Source organism: Zarconia sp., from assembly GCF_057467645.1.
Map to the genome: position 1 here is coordinate 1 of NZ_JBRJXU010000098.1, position 19,552 is coordinate 19,552.

The 19,552-nt window shown below is 46.1% G+C and carries 8 protein-coding genes; 7 read left to right on the forward strand and 1 reads right to left on the reverse strand.

Features of this window, described 5'->3' with window-relative positions:
• Positions 1–461 (reverse strand): hypothetical protein (locus AC2215_RS14705; protein WP_486810766.1); only part of this gene is annotated, 461 nt, incomplete at its 3' end.
• Positions 462–653: 192 nt separating this feature from the next.
• Between AC2215_RS14705 and AC2215_RS14710 the strand changes: the two genes are divergently transcribed.
• The 7 genes from AC2215_RS14710 to AC2215_RS14740 all read left to right on the forward strand — a co-directional run bounded on the left by AC2215_RS14710 (position 654) and on the right by AC2215_RS14740 (position 19,530).
• Positions 654–866 (forward strand): hypothetical protein, encoded by a 213-nt coding sequence (locus AC2215_RS14710; RefSeq protein WP_486810767.1) that lies wholly within the window; start codon positions 654–656, stop codon positions 864–866.
• 251 nt (positions 867–1,117) lie between these two features.
• Positions 1,118–1,717 (forward strand): C39 family peptidase, encoded by a 600-nt coding sequence (locus tag AC2215_RS14715; protein ID WP_486810768.1) that lies wholly within the window; start codon positions 1,118–1,120, stop codon positions 1,715–1,717.
• A gap of 323 nt (positions 1,718–2,040) precedes the next feature.
• Positions 2,041–3,474: a lipase/acyltransferase domain-containing protein gene (locus AC2215_RS14720; RefSeq protein ID WP_486810769.1), complete on the forward strand. Its 1,434-nt coding sequence runs from the start codon at positions 2,041–2,043 to the stop codon at positions 3,472–3,474.
• Positions 3,475–3,629: 155 nt separating this feature from the next.
• Complete coding sequence (locus tag AC2215_RS14725) at positions 3,630–8,153, forward strand: nSTAND1 domain-containing NTPase (RefSeq protein ID WP_486810770.1); 4,524 nt, start codon at positions 3,630–3,632, stop codon at positions 8,151–8,153.
• Between the two features lie 81 nt (positions 8,154–8,234).
• Entirely contained in the window at positions 8,235–13,259 is a 5,025-nt protein-coding gene (locus AC2215_RS14730) for an nSTAND1 domain-containing NTPase (RefSeq protein ID WP_486810771.1), read from the forward strand.
• A gap of 44 nt (positions 13,260–13,303) precedes the next feature.
• Positions 13,304–15,433: a caspase family protein gene (locus AC2215_RS14735; RefSeq protein ID WP_486810772.1), complete on the forward strand. Its 2,130-nt coding sequence runs from the start codon at positions 13,304–13,306 to the stop codon at positions 15,431–15,433.
• Between the two features lie 221 nt (positions 15,434–15,654).
• Positions 15,655–19,530: a WD40 repeat domain-containing protein gene (locus tag AC2215_RS14740; protein ID WP_486810773.1), complete on the forward strand. Its 3,876-nt coding sequence runs from the start codon at positions 15,655–15,657 to the stop codon at positions 19,528–19,530.
• The last annotated feature ends 22 nt before the right edge of the window (positions 19,531–19,552 follow it).

Below are 19,552 nucleotides of genomic sequence, written 5' to 3' on the forward strand. Positions count from 1 at the left end.
ATGGGGGTGCTGCTGAGTGCATCCAGGCTGTAGGCTTCGGCGAGGGTGTTGCCGGGGTCTTCTACGGTTGTCGGGGGTACGGTCGTTGCAGACAGATCTAGGGTGTAAACCGTGTTGTCATCGGAGTCGTAAGTCCATACATTCAACCAGTACGTACCCGCTCCCAGGGTTCGGATAATGCTACGGTCTGCTGTGGAGCTGGAACTATTCGAGATACCGTCGTCGGCAATCTCCTCACCGCTGTCCCATTCCCCGTCACCGTCGAAGTCGGCAATTAGAGAAAGCTGCGCTGCCTGTTCTAATCCCGACAGTCCTAGCGTTATGTGGTTAATTTCATCAAGAAAAAACGTGTAGTAATCATTACGGTCATCGGTTCCAACAAAATCAACAAACATTAAGCTATCGCTGCCTAAAGTCCCGAGCTCTAAGGCTGTTTCTAACGTATTGTTGTTGTCAGACATTGGGTTTATGGCTATTAACTATGAGGACTGAGAACAGATGCAACACGACATTGTATGCTCGAATTTAGATAAATTACCTATGCGTAACGAAATCTACCAAAATATATCTATATCCGTACAAGAGCACTATGATTTTGACAAAACGATCGTACTGCTCCAATCCCCGATGGCTGTATTCCGATCCAATGCTTGTTGCCATCTTTACAAAATCTTTATCGTTTCTTAAAAAAGAAAAAAAAGCGCGAGCAAACTTCTGCCAACCTCGCACGACGGCTGGGAGTGACCGCCGAAAGCCTCAAAGAAGCCCAAGGAAAAGGGGAAGACTATTTCAAAAACTGGACGAAACATCGCGACCCTGGTTCGAGAGCTTGGGTGGCGCGAGACGGACGTTTTCATCCCCTCTAAAATCACTTGAAACTCTACCGGTCGATCGCCCAACCCATTATGGATGCAAGACATTAAGGATTTTACCGATTTTAAGCGATCGACCCCTCGAAAAAACACCCGATTGAAAAAAGCTGTCACCCTTATCCGGAGAGGGTTTGAGCAGACTACTCAAAAAAAGGCTTAACTTCTTTCTAAACTTCCGCATTTTCGGTGGTGACTGAACTTTCAAATGCCCAGACTGGATGTAGTTGAATTTACATCACAGGACAATGATCGATCTCAACGTTCCCTACGAAAATCAGCGCAACAATTACCGCGATCCAGATGGAAGCTGCGGCGTGGCCTGCCCTTATATGCTATTGCTCTGGAATAAGATCTCTGTTCCAGGTCAGTACAAGCAGGGGTGTGATAATCTAGATGCTTATTTTTCTGCACGGGGTATCAGTCATCAAACTCCCGAGGGAATTAACCAAGCATTGAAAGATTTTGGGGTTGATGCAACTTACACCCGTAACGGAAAATTTGCCGATCTCAAAAAACACCTCGATCGCGAACAAGCTCTGATTGCACAAGGGCATTGGACGGCTCCCGGACATATCATTACAATCGCAGGATACAAGATCGTAAATGAAAAACTTTTCTACATCGTCAACGATCCCTGTGGTGAATGGTGGCCGGGCGGCAACTACGACTACAACAACACTTACTCAGAAGATACAAAGGGGCACGGTATCCTTTATTCCGATACATGCGTTCACGCTGCAATGGCTGCTTATAGCCTCGCACAAGCAACGGATTTTTATAAAAATCCCCACAAGCTCGCATGGGCAGATGGAACACTGTGGTTCAATGCTGTGAGTAAGAATTAGTAACTGGACTCTCACGCATTTTACTCGTTGCGTGTGGCCCGATCGAGTTTTGGTTGGTAACGGTCTGATGGGGGAGGGATATTTGAGAGGATTGCTCCTAACAATCTCTCCCTTTTTCCGATCGTCTTCTGAAAGCTGGAATCCGGTACTGGGTAAGATGTACGGTGACTGAACGACAGACCCGAAGCGGAGATCGAGCTAAAAATTTATCGAACAATTTGTTTAACTGTCCGGATTCCCAAGCTTTTCAATAGTATTGGGCGGATAGAATCCCGGCAAATCTTCTCAACAACAACAATAACCCACAATACAAGGAAATTGTCATGGCAAAAACTCGCATGGAAGATTTGGTAGTCATTCTTCCGGGTATTACCGGGAGCGTGCTGCAAAAGGACGGAAAAGATATTTGGGCCATCTCCGGACAGGCGGCGTGGCAGACGATAAGTACCTACGGGGAGTCGCTTCAATACTTAAAAGTCGAGCAAGATGACCCGGACGCAGAATACTTAGATGATGGCATCAGACCCGATCGCTTGGTTGCAGATGCCTCGCTCGTACCGGGATTGGTCAAAATCGACGGCTACACCACCCTGTCTCGGCTGATTACCAACAATTTTCAAGTCGTACCGGGTCAGATTCCCGATGACAAACCCGCCAACTTTTTCGAGTTTCCCTACGATTGGCGGCGCGACAACCGAGCGACAGCCAAAAGACTCAAGCGGTTCCTCGACGAGCGCCTCAAACGGTGGCGGGACTATACGGGACTCAAAGAGGCCAAAGTGATTCTCCTGGCTCACAGTATGGGGGGATTAGTCTCTCGCTACTACCTGGAAGTCTTAGAAGGTTGGCGAGATTGCAAGGCCTTGTTTACCTTTGGTACGCCCCACCGAGGGTCGGCGAATGCAGTCAATTTTGTGGCAAATGGGTACAAAAAGCTGTTTTTCGATTTGACGGAAGCGATGCGATCGATGAACTCGGTGTATCAACTGATGCCAATCTACAAGATGCTCGACGTAGGGGGCGAATATCGGCGAATTGCCGAAACCGACGGATTGCCCAATATCGTCAAAGCCAAGGCGGAAAAAGCCCTGGCATTCCATCGGGAAATTGAGAGTGCCGTCAAACGACACCAGAACGATGCCGACTATTTGAGGTCCTATAAAATCGTGCCGATGGTGGGGACGCAGCAACCGACGATGCAGTCGGCGAAGCTAGTCGATGGGGAGTTGAGGGTGAGTCGAGAACTCCCCCCATCGATCGATCCGCTTTTAGGCGATGGAGATGGAACGGTTCCTTATATTTCTGCTATTCCCATCGAGCTGTCGAACGAGTATCGAGAGACGTATATCGCCGAGCGCCACGGGTCGATTCAGAGCCACGCGCGGGTGTTGAAAGAGCTGCTCGGTCGCCTCAAAACGATGCAAGTGAAGGGCATGGCAGAGATTCGCGGCCCGGAGGTGAGTCCTAGAGGAGCAGCCATTAGTTTGAGCCTCGACGATCTGTATCTGGCGGACGAACCGGTAGAGATGCGCGCTCGATTGCTCAATACCCGCGATACTCTGGGGGGCTTGAAAGCTCAAATCCTACCAGTTGCTGGAGGACGGGCAATCGGAGTTGATTTTCGAGATGATGGTAGCGAATGGGTGCTGACGCTGCCAGACTTGGCTCCGGGTCTGTATCGGACGACGGTATGGGCTAGCAGTGGGGGAGTGCAGCCACCGAGTCCCGTCCGGGATTTGTTTGAAGTGGTAGGTTGAGTACCATTTAACGACTAATGCTTCGAGCTGTGCAGGTCAGAGCTCGAAGGCAAATGAGAATTTTTCGCTCGCCGTGTAGGTCCTGTTCGAGAATTGCCTTTCGATTTAGGGGTGCTTTTACAGAAATATCCATTGAAAGTAAAAACCTCATTGTAATGATTTCCAATAACAAAAACTTAGCGATTCTTGTTGGAATTAATGCCTATGGAAATGGGATTCCCTCTTTGAAAACACCGGTTAACGATGTGACCGGACTGGCGAAGGTTTTTCAAAGTTCGTACCAGTACGATGTCAAACTGCTCTTAGACTCTGAAGCCACCCTGGAAAGACTCAATACTTTACTTGACAATCTCAAAGATGGAATCTTGACCCTCTCAGATAATCGAGTAGTTCGGGTTGAGTCCTATAACCGAGTTCTGTTCTACTTTGCCGGACATGGTATTACTGAAGATGCCTTTGAAAATCAAGATGGTCCGACCGGTTATCTGATTCCTCAAGATGCGAAGAAGGATGATAAAAGAACCTTCTTACAAATGCAGCCGTTGCATGATGTGCTCGTCGAACTGAAGTGCCGTCATTTGTTAGTCATTTTAGACTGTTGCTTTGCTGGAGCTTTCCGGTTTTTGAGAAATTTAATTTCTGCTCAAAAACTGCTCTATCGGGAACAATATGACCGTTTCATGAAGGGAAAAGCTCAACAGATGATTGCCTCGGCTTCCTATGATGAGAAAGCATTGGATGTGGTTACTCGTTTTGGTCAGCGAGAAGGAGAAAATACGGGGAAAAACTCTCCTTTTGCAGAAGTCCTGCTTAAGGCTCTACAAATTGAGGTAGAGGAGACACATAATGGTGGGGCTAAAGCTCCGGCTGACATTATACCAGATGGTGTGATTACCGCTTCAGAACTCTACATCTATCTAGAAAAAGAGCTAGCTGGGATAACAGACAGACAAACTCCCGGTCTTTATCCACTCAAATATCATGAGAAAGGTGAATATATCTTTCAGGTTCCCAGTTTTGTCCCCGATCGTTTAGAGAAAGCTCCTCCGCTGAATAAAAAGAGCAATCCCTATCGAGGTTTGGAGTCTTTCAACGAGGAACACAAGAACTTATTCTTCGGCAGAGAGAGAGTTATTGATGAACTATATTTTCGCTTGCATGAGACTCGAATAAAGCAGCCATCACTGAAGATCGTGACGGGGGCTTCAGGTACGGGTAAATCTAGTTTAGTCAAGGCTGGATTGCTTCCCAGGTTACGAGAGGATGGATGGTATATTATTAATCCTTTACGTCCCGGTAAATCTCCTTTTAGTGCTTTGGCAGGAGCTATTTTCTTGACTATAGTAGCTAGAGAAGCAAGTCTGGTAAAAGCTAGTTTTTTTGAGAATATTAATAAAGCTAGTTATGGTTTTAATCTAGCCATACAAGCGTTTATGAAAATCGCGAATATTTTTGCTAAAATTGTAAGGAAATATAACAATCAAAGAATTATATATTCTCTAAGTATTTTTTTACAACAGAATCCCAAACTCTTAACTAAACTCGCCAGTTCGGGAAATAGTGATACTTCAGTTAAGTTATTATTGGTTATCGACCAATTTGAAGAATTAGTTACGGAGTGCCATGAAGAAGAAAAAGATAAATTTCTAGCATTTTTAGAGAAAGTTTTAAGAGAAAATTGTGACAATTTGCGAGTTATTATCACATTACGATCGGACTTTAAAGCGCAATTTTCCGATCGACTATTAGATGCAAAGCAATGGGGTATCGCACAATTCACCGTACCGATGATGACTCAGGATGAGTTTCGGGAAATCATAGAAAAACCAGCAACAGAAAAGGTGTTATATTTCGAGCCATCGGGATTAGTGGATGAGTTAATTAATGAAGTCGTGCAGATGCCGGGGGCGCTGCCTTTGTTATCGTTTACTTTGAGTCAGTTGTATTTTCGGTGTTGCGATCGCTGGCAGAGTGGAGAGAAAAATCGAGCGATGACTCTCGAAGATTACCAAGCATTAGGTGGAGTCATGGGTGCGCTGAAGAAAACAGCAACAGATGTTTTTGAGAAGTTAGTTCAGGAGAAACAAGTCACCGAACAAATGATTCGTCATGTGATGTTGCGAATGGTAGCAGTGAGTGGGGATGAGTTAGCACGCAGGCGAGTCCCACGATCGGAGTTGGAGTATCCAGAACCTCAGAATGGAGAGGTTGAGGAAATTATTAATGCTTTTATCGATGCTCGTTTGTTGGTGACGGGAACTTCTTCTGATGGAGAAGCTTATGTGGAACCTGCCCACGATGCCTTAGTAAATGGGTGGGATAGGATATTGGTTTGGAAAAATCAACAGCAGGATAGTTTGTTATTACAGAGGCGGTTGACTCCGGCGGCGATGGAGTGGAAGCAGAAGCGACAGGGGCGGTTTTTGTGGAATGCTAATCCTTATTTAGATGTGTTGAGGCAAGTGCTGAAGTCGAACGATCGTTGGTTTAATCAGCTAGAAACAGAATTTGTCAAAAGGAGTATTCGAGCAAGACAAATTAGCCGAGCAAAAGTGTTTGGAGGAATTTTTGCTTTTATTGCGATCGTCATGACCTTTGCCGGAGTGCAGTACGCTCAGAGGGTAGATGCCGAAATCCAATCGGAGATTGCGTCTTCTAATGCTCTACTCGCATCAAATTCTAGATTTGATGCCTTATTGGAGGCTATTAGGGCAGGGATAAAACAGAAAAAGGCGATTTGGAGCAGTGCGAATACTAAAACTCAAGTGGTACTGGCACTGCAACAAGCTATTTACGCAGTAAGAGAGCAAAACCGATTAGAAAAACATACGAAACCCGTCAATAGTGTTAGCATTAGCCCCGATGGCGAGACGATCGCTTCTGCTAGCGATGATGGAACGATTAAACTCTGGAGCCGTAAAGGCAGAGATATTGCCAGTTTTGAGGCTCATCGCTTGGGAGTTCAGAGTATTGAATTTGCTCCCAACGGTCAACTCCTGGTTGCTGCTAACGGTGATGGCACGATCGCGATTTGGAATCTGAAGGGTCAAAAAATTAGGAGTTTTGAGATAAAGGAACATTCCGCAGCTAAGGTGAGTTTTAGTCCTGACGGTAAACTGTTGGTATCTGCTGGAGGGGATGGAACTGTTAAACTCTGGAATTTGGAGGGTAAGGAACTAAAAACCTTCAAACATAGTTCTGATGGGGATTTCGTGTTTGATGTCAGTTTTAGCCCCGACGGACAAGTTATTGCTTCTGGAAGCGACGAAAGCGTTAAACTCTGGAGTCTCGACGGAGCGTTACTTCAAACCTTAGAACCTAGTATCATAACTGCGAGTGATATCAGTTTCAGTCCTGACGGCAAATTGCTTGCTGCTGTTGATGAAGGTAGCGGAGTCTTCATTTGGAGGGTTGAAGATGGCAAGCAACTTGATGAGATTGAGCACTTTGACATTGATTGTGCCATTTTTAGTCCTGATGGTAATACAATCGCATTGGCAGGCTGGGATGAGACGATCGAACTTTGGGATATACGATATAAAGAAATAACGCAAACTTTTGTGGGACATAGCTCTGCTATTTTCGATATGAGCTTCAGTCCGGATGGTAAAACTTTAGTTTCGGCGAGTAACGATAGCAATCTTAAAATATGGAGTCTTGACGGCATTAAGCCTGTAATTCTGGATAAAGTAAGGAATAGTTTTCCCATCAAAGACATCAGTTTCAGTCCGAATGGAAAAACGATCGCGACTGCTCATCCTGACAAAAGCATTAGATTTTGGAATGTTGATGACGGAACCCTCGAACGAATATTCAGCGATCTCGCGAGTTCTGTTCGAAAGATTGGCATTAGTTCTAATGGTCAAATGCTCGCCTATGCGAGCGGGCGAAATGTCCATCTCTTGAATGATAGTGGGGAGCTATTGGAATCTTTTGAGATGCCAGCTATTAAAGTGCATGGCAGAGAAATGCCTTATTTTGTCAAAGACTTTAGTTTAAGTCCAGATGATAACAAAGTAGCAGCTGTGGGTAGTGCTCCTATTGGAAATGATAGCATTGTTGTCGTTTGGAATATAGAAGACAATGAAAAATTGGCTACTTTTAAGGTAAGCTCTCCCGTTGTTAGTTTTAGTCCCGACAGTAAGATTCTTGCCTACTCTGGTAGCGATCGCCATGTCACGCTCTGGAGAGAAGATACCAACAAAACAGAGTCTCTCGCCAGCTCCAGTACTCTGATTAGCAGCATCAGTTTCAGTCAAGATAGTCGGGCTGTTGCGGCTGGCAACGGAAATGGAGATATTATTTTATGGCAGCTTAATAGTAAACAATCTAAACTCTTTAAAGGACATATAAAATCAATTACCAGTTTGAGTTTCCACCCAGATCGAAATATTCCGATAATTGCTTCTGGCAGCCGTGACAGTACTGTTAAAGTTTGGAGCTTGGATGGGAGCGAACTTCAAACTATTAAAACTAATAGCTCTACCATTACTGACGTTAGTTTTAGCCCGGATGGCAAGCTCCTTGCTGGGGTTGATGGCAATGTAGTCATGCTTTGGAATTTCGATCTTAATAATTTACTGGCGCAAGGTTGTGACTGGCTTCGTGGCTATCTCAACTATAATCCTAATCTTGATAAAAGCGATCGCTTCCTTTGCGACGATATCACGTTGCATTAATCAGAAGTTAAATAGGACGTTTTTCGAGTCAAGGGTGTTTTTACGGAGAGATACATTAATAGCAAAAGGGAGAGACCTTTTATGATTGCTAACAATCATAAAAACTTAGCGATTCTTGTTGGAATTAATGCCTATGGAAATGGGATTCCTTCTTTGAAAACACCCGTTAATGATGTGACCGGACTGGCGAAGGTTCTTCAAAGTTCGTATCAGTACGATGTCAAACTGCTATTAGACTCTGAAGCCACTTTGGAAGGAATCAATACTTTACTCGACAATCTCAAAGATGGAAGCTTGACACTCTCAGATAATCGAGTAGTTCGGGTTGAGTCCTATAACCGAGTTCTGTTTTACTTTGCCGGACATGGTATTACTGAAGACGCTTTTGAAAATCAAGATGGTCCGATCGGTTATCTGATTCCTCAAGATGCGAAGAAGGATGATAAAAGAACCTTCTTACCAATGCAGCCGTTGCATGATGTACTCGTCGAACTTGAGTGCCGTCATTTGTTAGTGATTTTAGACTGTTGCTTTGCTGGAGCTTTTCGTTTTTTGAGACATTTACTTCCCCCTCAAAAACTGCTCTATCGGGAACAATATGACCGTTTCATGAAGGGGAAGGCTCAACAGATGATTGCGTCGGCTTCCTATGATGAGAAAGCTTTGGATGTGGTCACTCGTTTTGGTCAGCGAGAAGGAGAAAATACAGGAAAAAACTCTCCTTTTGCAGAAGTCTTGCTTAAGGCTCTACAAATTGAGGTAGAGGAGGCACCTAATGGTGGGGCTAAAGCTCCGGCCGATATTATACCAGATGGTGTTATTACAGCATCAGAACTCTACATCTATCTGGAAAAAGAGCTAGCTGGGATAACAGATAGACAAACTCCCGGTCTTTATCCACTCAAACATCATGAGAAAGGCGAGTATGTCTTTCAGGTTCCCGGTTTTGTACCCGATCGTTTAGAGAAAGCTCCGCCACTGGATAAAAGTACGAATCCTTATCGGGGTTTAAAACCCTACGAAGCAGAAAATAGCGAACTATTTTTTGGTCGAGAACAAGTCATTCAGGATTTAGCCAAGCAGGTTTCCGATCCTAGCAAGCCACCCCTAACAGTTGTACTGGGTGTCTCGGGGAGTGGTAAGTCAAGTTTGGTGAAAGCGGGGTTGATTCCTCGCTTACTAAAGGAAGGATGGAAAATTTTTGAACCTATACGCCCAAAGGATTTTTTGGGAAAATCCATATTGCCTGAGAGTGAAGAGGTTAACGAACAGAATGAGGAAGTATTAAAAGTTAACCCGTCTTGGCTTCAGTCGTTAGAGAAAAACTTAAGTCGGGTTCCAGATGATTCTTCAGATAGTTCTAGCGGTGCTGCTTCAAAAAAGTTTTTGTTGGTAATTGACCAGTCCGAAGAGCTGGTTACTCAATCTTCTCAACAAGAGAAAGAGCAGTGTTTGCAATGGCTTCAGCAACTTTGGACTAACCGTTCAGAGAAAATACAGGTTGTTATTACCCTGCGCTCTGAGTTTGAGCTACAGTTTGCCAGTGAGCTTTTGAGTAGTGGCAAAGAAGTCGTCCTTGCTGCCATTCTTCTGATTGCTATCGAGAAGCTCTACAAATTTATACCCATCCTTTCTCAGATTTATCAAAATTGGGCGCAAAAGCAATGGATGGCAGCTCGATTTATGGTTCCGGCGATGACTCAGGATGAGTTTCGGCAAGTTATTGAGAAGCCAGCATTAGAGAAGGTGCTTTATTTTGAGCCTCCGGAGTTAGTCGATAAGTTGATTAATGAAGTTTTGGGGATGCCTGGTGCTTTGCCACTGTTGTCTTTTACTCTCAGTGAACTTTACCTAAAGTACTTAGATCGCCGCAGCGATAATCGTGCCATGACTCAGGAGGACTACGAGCTATTAGGTGGAGTGATGGGTTCTCTGAAAACAAGCGCCACACGAGTTTATGATGAACTCGTTCAAGAAGACAGTTCTTACGAGAAAACGATTCGCCATGTTATGTTGCGAATGGTAGCAGTAGGTGGAGGTCAATTAGCTCGTAGAGCAGTACCAGAATTTGAGTTGAAATATCCAGCTCCTGAAAAAAATGAGCGGGTAGAGAAGGTAGTTAATTGCTTTCGGGAAGCACGTCTGTTGGTGAGTGGAACAGATGCTCAAGGGAAGGTTTATTATGAGCCAGCTCATGATGCTTTGATACTGGGATGGGATAAGCTACTGGCATGGAAACAAGAAGAACAGGAAAACCTATTGCTACAAAGACGGCTAACACCTGCCGCCCAGGAGTGGAAAACGATAGAGCAATCCCCTAATAAAGCTGAACCTTTCATCAATTTACTAGATAAGGGAATTGACTTAATTTCTAATTCATTACACTTTATTACAATTCAGATCGATCGACTAGTGATACGGAAATCACAAAATCCGAAAAGTGATAAAAAATCCAAGTTTCTTTGGGATAGTAATCCTCGAATAAATTTATTAGAAAAAGTCCTGAAGTCTAGTGATAATTGGTTGAGTGATACGGAAGCTGATTTTGTTGAAAGTAGTATTAAGCAAAGTCGTAGGAATATAGCAAAAGTTCAGAGTATTACTTTTAGTGTAATTACAATCTTACTTGTGTTTTCTCTTATCGCTTTAATTGGTCAAAGAAATGCTTTGATTGGTCAGGTCAATGCTTTTAGAGATTCCTCAGAATCGTCTTGGACTTCAAATCAAGAATTAGAAGCATTAATAGCAGCTCTACAAGCAGTAAAAGGACTCAAGCACCCACTTTTAAAAGTCTTTAAACCAACAAATAAACTACAAATTAAAGTCAAAGAAAGTTTATACAAGGTTATTTATCAAACAAGTGAAGTTAATCGCTTAGAAGGACATGAACAATTAATTAATGAGGTAAAATTTAGTCCCAATGGTCAATATTTAGTTACTGCATCAGATGATAGGACAGCCCGCCTATGGGATTTAAAGGGTAAGCAACAAAAATCTAAGATAAACCATGAGTATCCAGTAAAATTGGTCAGAGTTAGCCCCGATGGTAAACTTCTTGCTACTGTCTCACAGATCCAGATCGTTCGTCTATGGGATTTACAGGGTAATGAGTTAGCAAAATTTCAGTCTCAGAGTGCTGTTTCTGATATTGAATTTCATCCCCAAGGGAAATTCCTTGCTATTGGTTCATACGAAGGCATTAGTCTATGGGATGTACAAAATGATTTGCAAGGTAAAAAAATAGTAAAACTACCGTATATAGGTAGTGATTTCTATAAAGAAGTAGAGTTTAGTCCAGATGGGAAATTTCTTGTTATTGACGATTGGGATAAAGGTATAGCTTTATGGGACTTACAGAATTCTCAAACACTAAAAATGATTGATGAAAAAAATGCAAGATTTAGTCCTAAAGAAAATCTCCTAGCTACTTCAAATGATAATATTGCTAGTCTATGGAATTTAAAGGGTAAAGAGTTAGCACAATTACCTCATAAAGAATTGGTTAAAGAAATAGAATTTAGCCATGATGGTGATTTTCTTGCCACAGTATCAGGTGATAGTTTGGTTGAATTATGGGATTTACGGGATCGAGGTAATTTAGCAACTCAAGAATCAACCCAATTACCTCATACCAGCGGGATTAACATGGCAGAGTTCAGCTCTAAAAGTCAACTTCTAGCTACTGTATCAAATGATGGGATAGTCCACTTGTGGAATTTACAAGGTGATAAATTAGGACAATTTGTACATCGAGATACTGTAGTGGACGTTGATTTTAGTCCGGATGATAAATTGCTTGCTACAGCTTTAGCTGATGGAACAGCACACCTATGGAATTTACAAGGTAAGGAATATAAGAAATTCGATCGTCAAGAGGGAAATGTAATATTTAGTCCTAAAATTAAGTATCTAGCTACTTGGAATTACGAGCGTTCGGCTCACCTGTGGAACTTGCAAAATGGAAAGTCAAAACCACTGAATCATTTAGATAAGGTAACTCAGGCAAAATTTAGTCCTAATGGAAATTTAATTGGCACAGTTTCAAATTATGAAGTAATTCACATTTGGAATTTGCAGGGTAACGAATTAGCTCAACTCAAGCATCAAGAAGGTGTTCAAAAGTTTAAATTTAGTCCTAATGAAAAGCTACTGGCTACTTCCTCATACGGGGAGAATATAGTTCGTGTATGGGATTTACAAGATAAGAACAGTTTAGAAAGTCAAAAGCCACTTCAATTAATCCATCCAGATAGTATTGATGATTTTAGTTTTAGCCCTAACAGCAAACTACTAGTTACTGCTTCAGAAGATCGAAAAATTCGAGTATGGAATTTACAAGAAGATCGGTCATTAAAATTAGAACTAGAGCATCAAAATGAGATATCGGAAATAAGATTTAGTCCTAATAGTCAGTTCATTGCTACAATGAGTGGTCTACCAGACAATGGAACAGCTCACCTGTGGGATTTGCAGAGTCAAGAAAAGAAGAAAGATTTATTAAATTTACATCTGGATTTTGTTGCATGGCTATATCCTAGGTTTAGTCCAGATTCTCAATTTTTAGCTATTGTTTCGAGTAACTCAAATGATGGTTATGTTCATTTATTTGATTTACGAGAACAAAAACTTTTACCGCAACCACTTAAACAATCTTTTGATGCAATTAAAGATGTTATATTTAGCCCTAAAGGAAATTCATTAGCTATGCTTAGTACTGGCAATGCTGCTCATTTATGGAATTTAGAAGGCAATAAACAAGCACATTTTCCCCATTCAGCTCTTATCAGAGATGCACAGTTTAGTCCAGATGGCGATTTTTTAGTTACTGCCTCAGAAGATGGTATAGTTCGCCTATGGAATTTACAGGGTCAGGAAATAACCAAACTAAAACATCAGACAGCAGTTGAACAACTAAGATTTAGCCAAAATGGGCAGTTTTTATTTACCGTTTCAGATGATGCTGTTTGGCAATGGCAAATGGGGGATGTAGATCAACTGCTGACTATAGGTTGTAAGCGAATAAGGGATTATCTGAAAAATAACATTAGAGTGAAAAATGGCGATCGTCATCTCTGCAAGAATTTTGAAAATGTTACTGAGCCATAACGCCAGGACTTAAACATAAACCCATCTCTAAAAGTAAGAAAAAAATGGCTGATCGAACCAATCCAAAACCAAACCTATACGCCCTACTAATAGGAATAGACTGCTACCTCCCCAACCAACTCCCCGACGGAAGCTCCTACTCAAACCTCAGTGGATGTGTCCGCGATATCAACCACGTCGCCGACTTCCTCAAACTAAAACTCAAAGTACCAGACGATCGAATCTTCACCCTCACAGCCTCCAACATCGGTCAACCCCAACCATCAGAACCACCAGAGAAGTGGCCAACCTATGAAAATATGGTTGCCATGTTCGCTCGTCTAACGGACATTGCCCAACCCGGCGACCAACTCTACATCCATTATTCCGGTCATGGAGGTCGTGCCAAAACCAACTACCCCCAACTTAAGGGAGAATACGGTATCGATGAAACCCTCGTTCCCACCGATATTGGCAACTCTACCGCACGCTATCTCCGGGACATTGAATTAGCCAAACTTCTCGAAAGAATGGTGGATAAAGGATTAATTGTTACCCTCGTCCTTGATAGTTGTCATTCCGGGGGAGCCACCCGAGGAGATGACTGCGATATTCGGGGATTAGACACCATCGATACCACAGTCAAACCGACAGAAAGCCTGGTTGCAACTGAGGCAGAATTAATCCAAACCTGGGAAGCTCTAACCACACCAGACACTCGCAATCTCACTCTCGGAAGTGGCTGGCTGCCTCAACCCAAAGGCTACGTTCTCTTAGCTGCCTGTCGCCCAAATGAGTCTGCCTATGAATATGCTTTCAACGGTCAAGAGAAAAATGGCGCTCTCACCTATTGGTTACTCGATGCCCTCTACTCCCTTGAACCTGGACTCACCTACAAAGTCCTCCACGATCGCATCTTTGCAAAGATAAATAGCCAGTTTGAAAGGCAAACTCCCCAACTGCAAGGAGAAGGCGATCGTATTGTCTTTGAAAGCGATATCACCTCTATTGAGTATACCGTCAATATTATTGAAATCGAAGCCGATCGAAAGCTTTTACTCAATGCCGGCCAAGCTCAAGGTCTTCGCCAAGGCGCGCAGTTTGCGATTTATCCTCATGGCACGACAGATTTTACCTCAGTTAAACAGCGATTGGCTTTAGCTGAAATCACCGAACTCGGAGCGACCCAATCTTGGTCCGAACTCAGAGAAATCTTTCGCAATGAACCCATCGAACAAGGCGATCGAGCACTCTTAATCAATCCTCGCTCTCTCAAATTAGTTCAAAAAATACGTCTATTTTCCCAAACCGAACAAGAATTACCACCAGACATTTATAAAATTCAGTCTCAAGCATTGGAAATCCTCTCGGAAGTAATGAGAACTTCTCAAGGTTGGCTCGAATTCGCCTCTGAAGATGAAGCTGCCAATTACCAAATTAGTTTGAACGCAAAAGGTGAGTACGAGATTGGCGACCCGAGCGGCACACCCATTAAAAACTTACGACCCGCTCTCAAGTTTAGTGACGTAGATGCGGCTGCGAGCGTCATGATGCGCTTAGTTCATTTGGCAAAATATCGTGCCGTCCAACAGCTTGACAATTACTATCACAAATCAAATTCACCCGGAGAAAAACTCGCTTTTACCGTAGAGTTAGCCGGAACGCAAACAGACTACGACCTCGTTGAAGCGCCAGAACCCCAACCATTTACCGACCCCGGCAATACACCAACCCTCAATGTGGGTGATTGGGTATTCGTGCGTATCCGCAATGATTCCTTTCAACCCCTCAATGTCACGATACTCGCCATACAACCCGATTGGAGTATCGAGCAAGTCTATCCCTATGGCGGAGGAAACTTTATCACCTTTGACCCAGGACAAGAAGAATTGCTACCCCTGCAAGCCAATTTACCGAATGGATACCAAGAAGGGCAAGACATCATTAAGGTATTTGCGACCGTGGGGGCAACTGATTTCCATTGGCTAGAATTACCATCCCTCGATCGACCGATTATCTTCAGTAGCCAGAAGGGACCAGAGAACCCCCTTGAAGAACTCCTAGGGGCGATCGCCGCAGAGCAACCCCCCACGAAAAACTTGGAACCGGCTAGATATGCAGCGGCCGAGTGGATTACAGAACAGGTCGCAGTCAGAACCCAACTCTGTGCGGTCAATGTTCGAGCTCGAAGCTAAATTCCGAAGCGCTTATCAGCTCGGCTCCGGGTAATTAACCATGACATGTAAATTCCACGAGTCACTTTCTCCCTAGTGCTTCCTCAGCTCCCCTCCTGGTACTCCCGACCCTGAATTATGGTGATTTAACCGGATTCGATCTCATTCGTGCTGTCGAGCGCTGGTTTCCATTAGAACTGACCTCCTTCTAGAATCAAGAGGAAAGTTCTCAATGCACGTCTATGGCATCTTCTCCCGGTCGGCGAAAACGAGGCGTTGTCCTCACCCCTCAAGGACAGGAAAAACTGCGAGAGGCGATCGCGCGAGTGGAAGAAGACGAAAACGACGGACAAAAACTATCGATCGAAACCCTGAGTTTTCGCACCGGACTCGATAAAGGAACCGTCACCAAAGTTCTCGAAGCCCAACATCGCGTAGACCGACGCACCCTCGACTATATTTTCCAGGCTTTCGACCTGGTTCTCGACAAGAAAGACTACAGCCGGGTGGAGAACCCGCAGAACAGTTCCCCCAAAATCCGCCCCAAAGTGCAAATCAATTGGGGAGAAGTCCCCGATGTCTTCAGTTTCTACGGTCGCACCCCAGAACTCGATACCCTGGAACGGTGGGTTTCGAGCGATGGCTGTCGTCTGGTGGCGTTCATCGGCATGGGGGGCATTGGCAAAACCACTCTAGCCGCCAAACTCGTCGATCGGATCGTGGAAAAACCCATCGTTGGAGAAAACCATCGGACGACCGCAGAAGCTACTGGGAAGTTGACCCAAGAATCCACCCCCTTACCTCACACCAGCGAGTTTGAATGCGTGGCGTGGCGTTCCCTGCGAAACGCGCCCCCCGTCGAAGACATTCTGACCGGGTTGATTCGTTCCCTCTCCCATCCCCAACCCCCCAATTTGCCGACCTCGTTAGAGGATTTAATCTCAACCCTGATTCAACATTTAACCCAAACTCGCGGCCTCATCGTCTTAGATAACGTCGAAACCATTTTGCAACCCCAAGCCGTAGGCGGACATTACCGAGACGGGTTTGCCGGATATGGGGCACTCTTCCAAGCCATCGGCGAGTTGCGCCATCGCAGTTGCCTGATTCTCACCAGTCGGGAAAAACCCCAAGAAATGACTCGCCTCGAAGGACGCGATCGACCCGTGAGGTCGCTGCAAATCACCGGACTCCCCACTGAAGAAGGTCTGAAAATCTTGCAAGCCGAGGGCATCTGCGATAGTGCGCCCACCCGATCGCTTCTCGATCGATACGGCGGTAATCCCTTAGCCTTAAAGCTAGTCGCCCATGGCATCGAATCCCTATTCCTCGGGGATGTCTCCCGCTTCCTAACCCAGGGGGCGGCCGTGTTTGGAGATATTCGCGATTTGCTCGACGGGCAATTCGAGCGTCTCTCCACCCTAGAACGAGATGTGGCAACTTGGCTAGCGATTTGGCGAGAACCCACCACCGTCGGAGAATTGCACGAAGCCATCGTGCCGACTGCAACAATTCCCACACTCCTGGGGGCGATCGAAGCCTTGGTGCGTCGCTCGATCGTCGAACGGGGACCGGCAGGATTCACCCTGCAAAACGTGGTAATGGAATACGCCATCGATCGCCTGGTGAAAGATACGATCTCCGAGTTGCGATCGGGAACCTTCCACCTATTCGATCGCTATCCCTTCATTCAAGCAACGGCGAGGGACTACGTGCGAGACGCGCAAACAAACCTAATTCTCAAGCCCATCTCCGACGGGGCAACCCTCTCAGACCAACAGTGGAAAACCGCCCTGCAAACCTGGCGCGGACAACCCCACCTCACCTCTGGCTACGCGGCGGGAAATTTGTTAAACCTGTTATGCGATCGGCATCAAACCGTCGAGGGATACGACTTTTCCGGCTTGACGATCCGACAGGCCTATCTCAAAGGGGTAACGCTGCATCGGGTGAATTTTGCCGGGGCGCATTTCGTCAACCCCACCTTTATCCAACGCTTTGCCGATGTCTTGTCGATCGCCTTGAGTCCCGATGGCACTGGGTTAGCCACCGGAGACAGCCACGGGGATATCCATCTGTGGCGAGTCGCCGACCGGCAACATATGGTCAGCTATCGCGGTCACACCAATTGGGTGCGCTCTTTGGCGTTCGGTCCCGATGGACGCACCCTGGTTAGTGGCAGTCTCGATCGAACCCTGCGCCTGTGGGATGTTGAAACCGGTCAATGCCGCCACTGTTGCCAAGGGCATCGAGACGAGGTTTGGTCGGTGGCTGTCTCTCCCGATGGGGACATTGCTGCCAGTGGTAGTGCCGATGGAAACATTCGCCTGTGGGATGTGGATGCGGGTCAATGCGTGCGGGAGTTGACCGGCCATACCGACCAAGTGCTATCGGTGGCATTTCGTCCCGTTAAGTCGCGCGACCTGGAAAACTTTTGTTCTGTTGAGTCGGGCGACCTGGAAAATGTTCGTCCTGTTGAGTCGCGCGACCTGGAAGATGGGAAATCCTCCCCAACAAACGTTCTCGCCAGCGGTAGTGCCGATGGAACTATTCGCCTGTGGGATGTTGAAACCGGACAATGCTTGCAGGTCTGGTCCGCACACGAGGGCTGGGTTTATTCGGTGACCTTTAGCCCCGATGGGAATACCCTCGCCAGCGGCAGTTTAGATCGTACCGTCCGCCTGTGGTCGATCGATTCGATCGACTTCGAGAGCGAAGATGTTGGGAAGAGTGAAGATGTCAGGGAGAACGAAAATGTCGCGGAGAGCGAAGATGTCGGGAAGAGCAAAAAGATCGGGAAGAGCGAGGATGTCGGGGAGAACGAAAATGTCGGGAACTGTTTGCAGGTATGTACCGGACACACCCATTGGGTTCAAGCCCTCGCCTTCAGCCCCGATGGAACGGTTCTTGCAAGTGGCAGTGCCGATCGCACCGTTCGCTTGTGGGAGGTGGCAACGGGAGAATGCCTGCATCTGTGTACCGGACATACTCATTGGGTTCAAGCCCTCGCGTTCCTACCGCAGCCAGATGGGAGTTCCCAGGAAGAATGTATCTTCGCAAGTGGCAGTTTAGATCGAACGATTCGCTTTTGGCAGGGGGAAACGGGGGACTGTTTGCAAGTGTGGCAGGGACACGTCCATCGAGTCTGGTCTGTGGCTTTCAGTCCCAGCGGCCGAACCCTCGCCAGCGGTCACGATGACCAAACCGTTCGTCTGTGGGACGCAGACACCGGGCAATGCCGACAGGAGTTGACCGGGCATTCTCATTGGGTGTTTGCCGTCGCCTTCGGTGGGGATGAAACCCAGCTTGCTAGTGGCAGCGACGATCGCACCGTGCGTCTTTGGCAGACCGAAACCGGGCAATGCCGACAAATTTTGCGCGGACATACCAATCAAGTCTGGGATGTGACCTTCAACCGGGACGGACGCACCCTCGCCAGTGGCGGCGAAGACTGCACGATTCGCCTTTGGGAAGTGGAGACGGGGAAATGCCAACAGGAGTTGGCGGGGCATACCAAACGGGTTTTTTCGTTATCCTTCAGCCCCGACGGAGGCACCTTAGCTAGTGGTAGTGGCGATAGTACGCTGCGGCTTTGGGACGTGGAGACGGGGAAATGCCGACAGGCGTTATCCGGGCATACCCGTTGGGTCTTTTCAGTATCTTTTAGCCCGGATGGAATCCTCTTTGCCAGTGGCAGCGACGATCGCACCGTGCGTTTGTGGCAGGTGGAAACGGGGGAGTGCGTTGGGGTTTGGGAGCAACCCGATCGGGTTTTTGGCGTGGCATTTAGTCCCGATGGCAAGATAGTCGCAGGTGGATGTGCCGACAATCGGGTTCGCCTTTGGGATGTGGCAACGGGGAAATGCTTGCAGGTGTTGACCGGACATACGGCTGGGGTGTTTTCGGTGGCATTTAGCCCGCAAGGAGGGACACTCGCCACTGGTAGTTTGGATGGAACGATTCGGGTTTGGTACCTGGAGAATGGGATGTGTACGGCAACATTGAGAGTTCCCAGACCCTATGAGGGGGTAAATCTTGCTGGTGCGACGGGGTTAACTGAGGCTCAGCGATCGTCGTTGCGGGAGTTGGGGGCGGTTTCCCTCGATGATGACCGCTGAGGTTTCACTCAGTTTGAGAGTT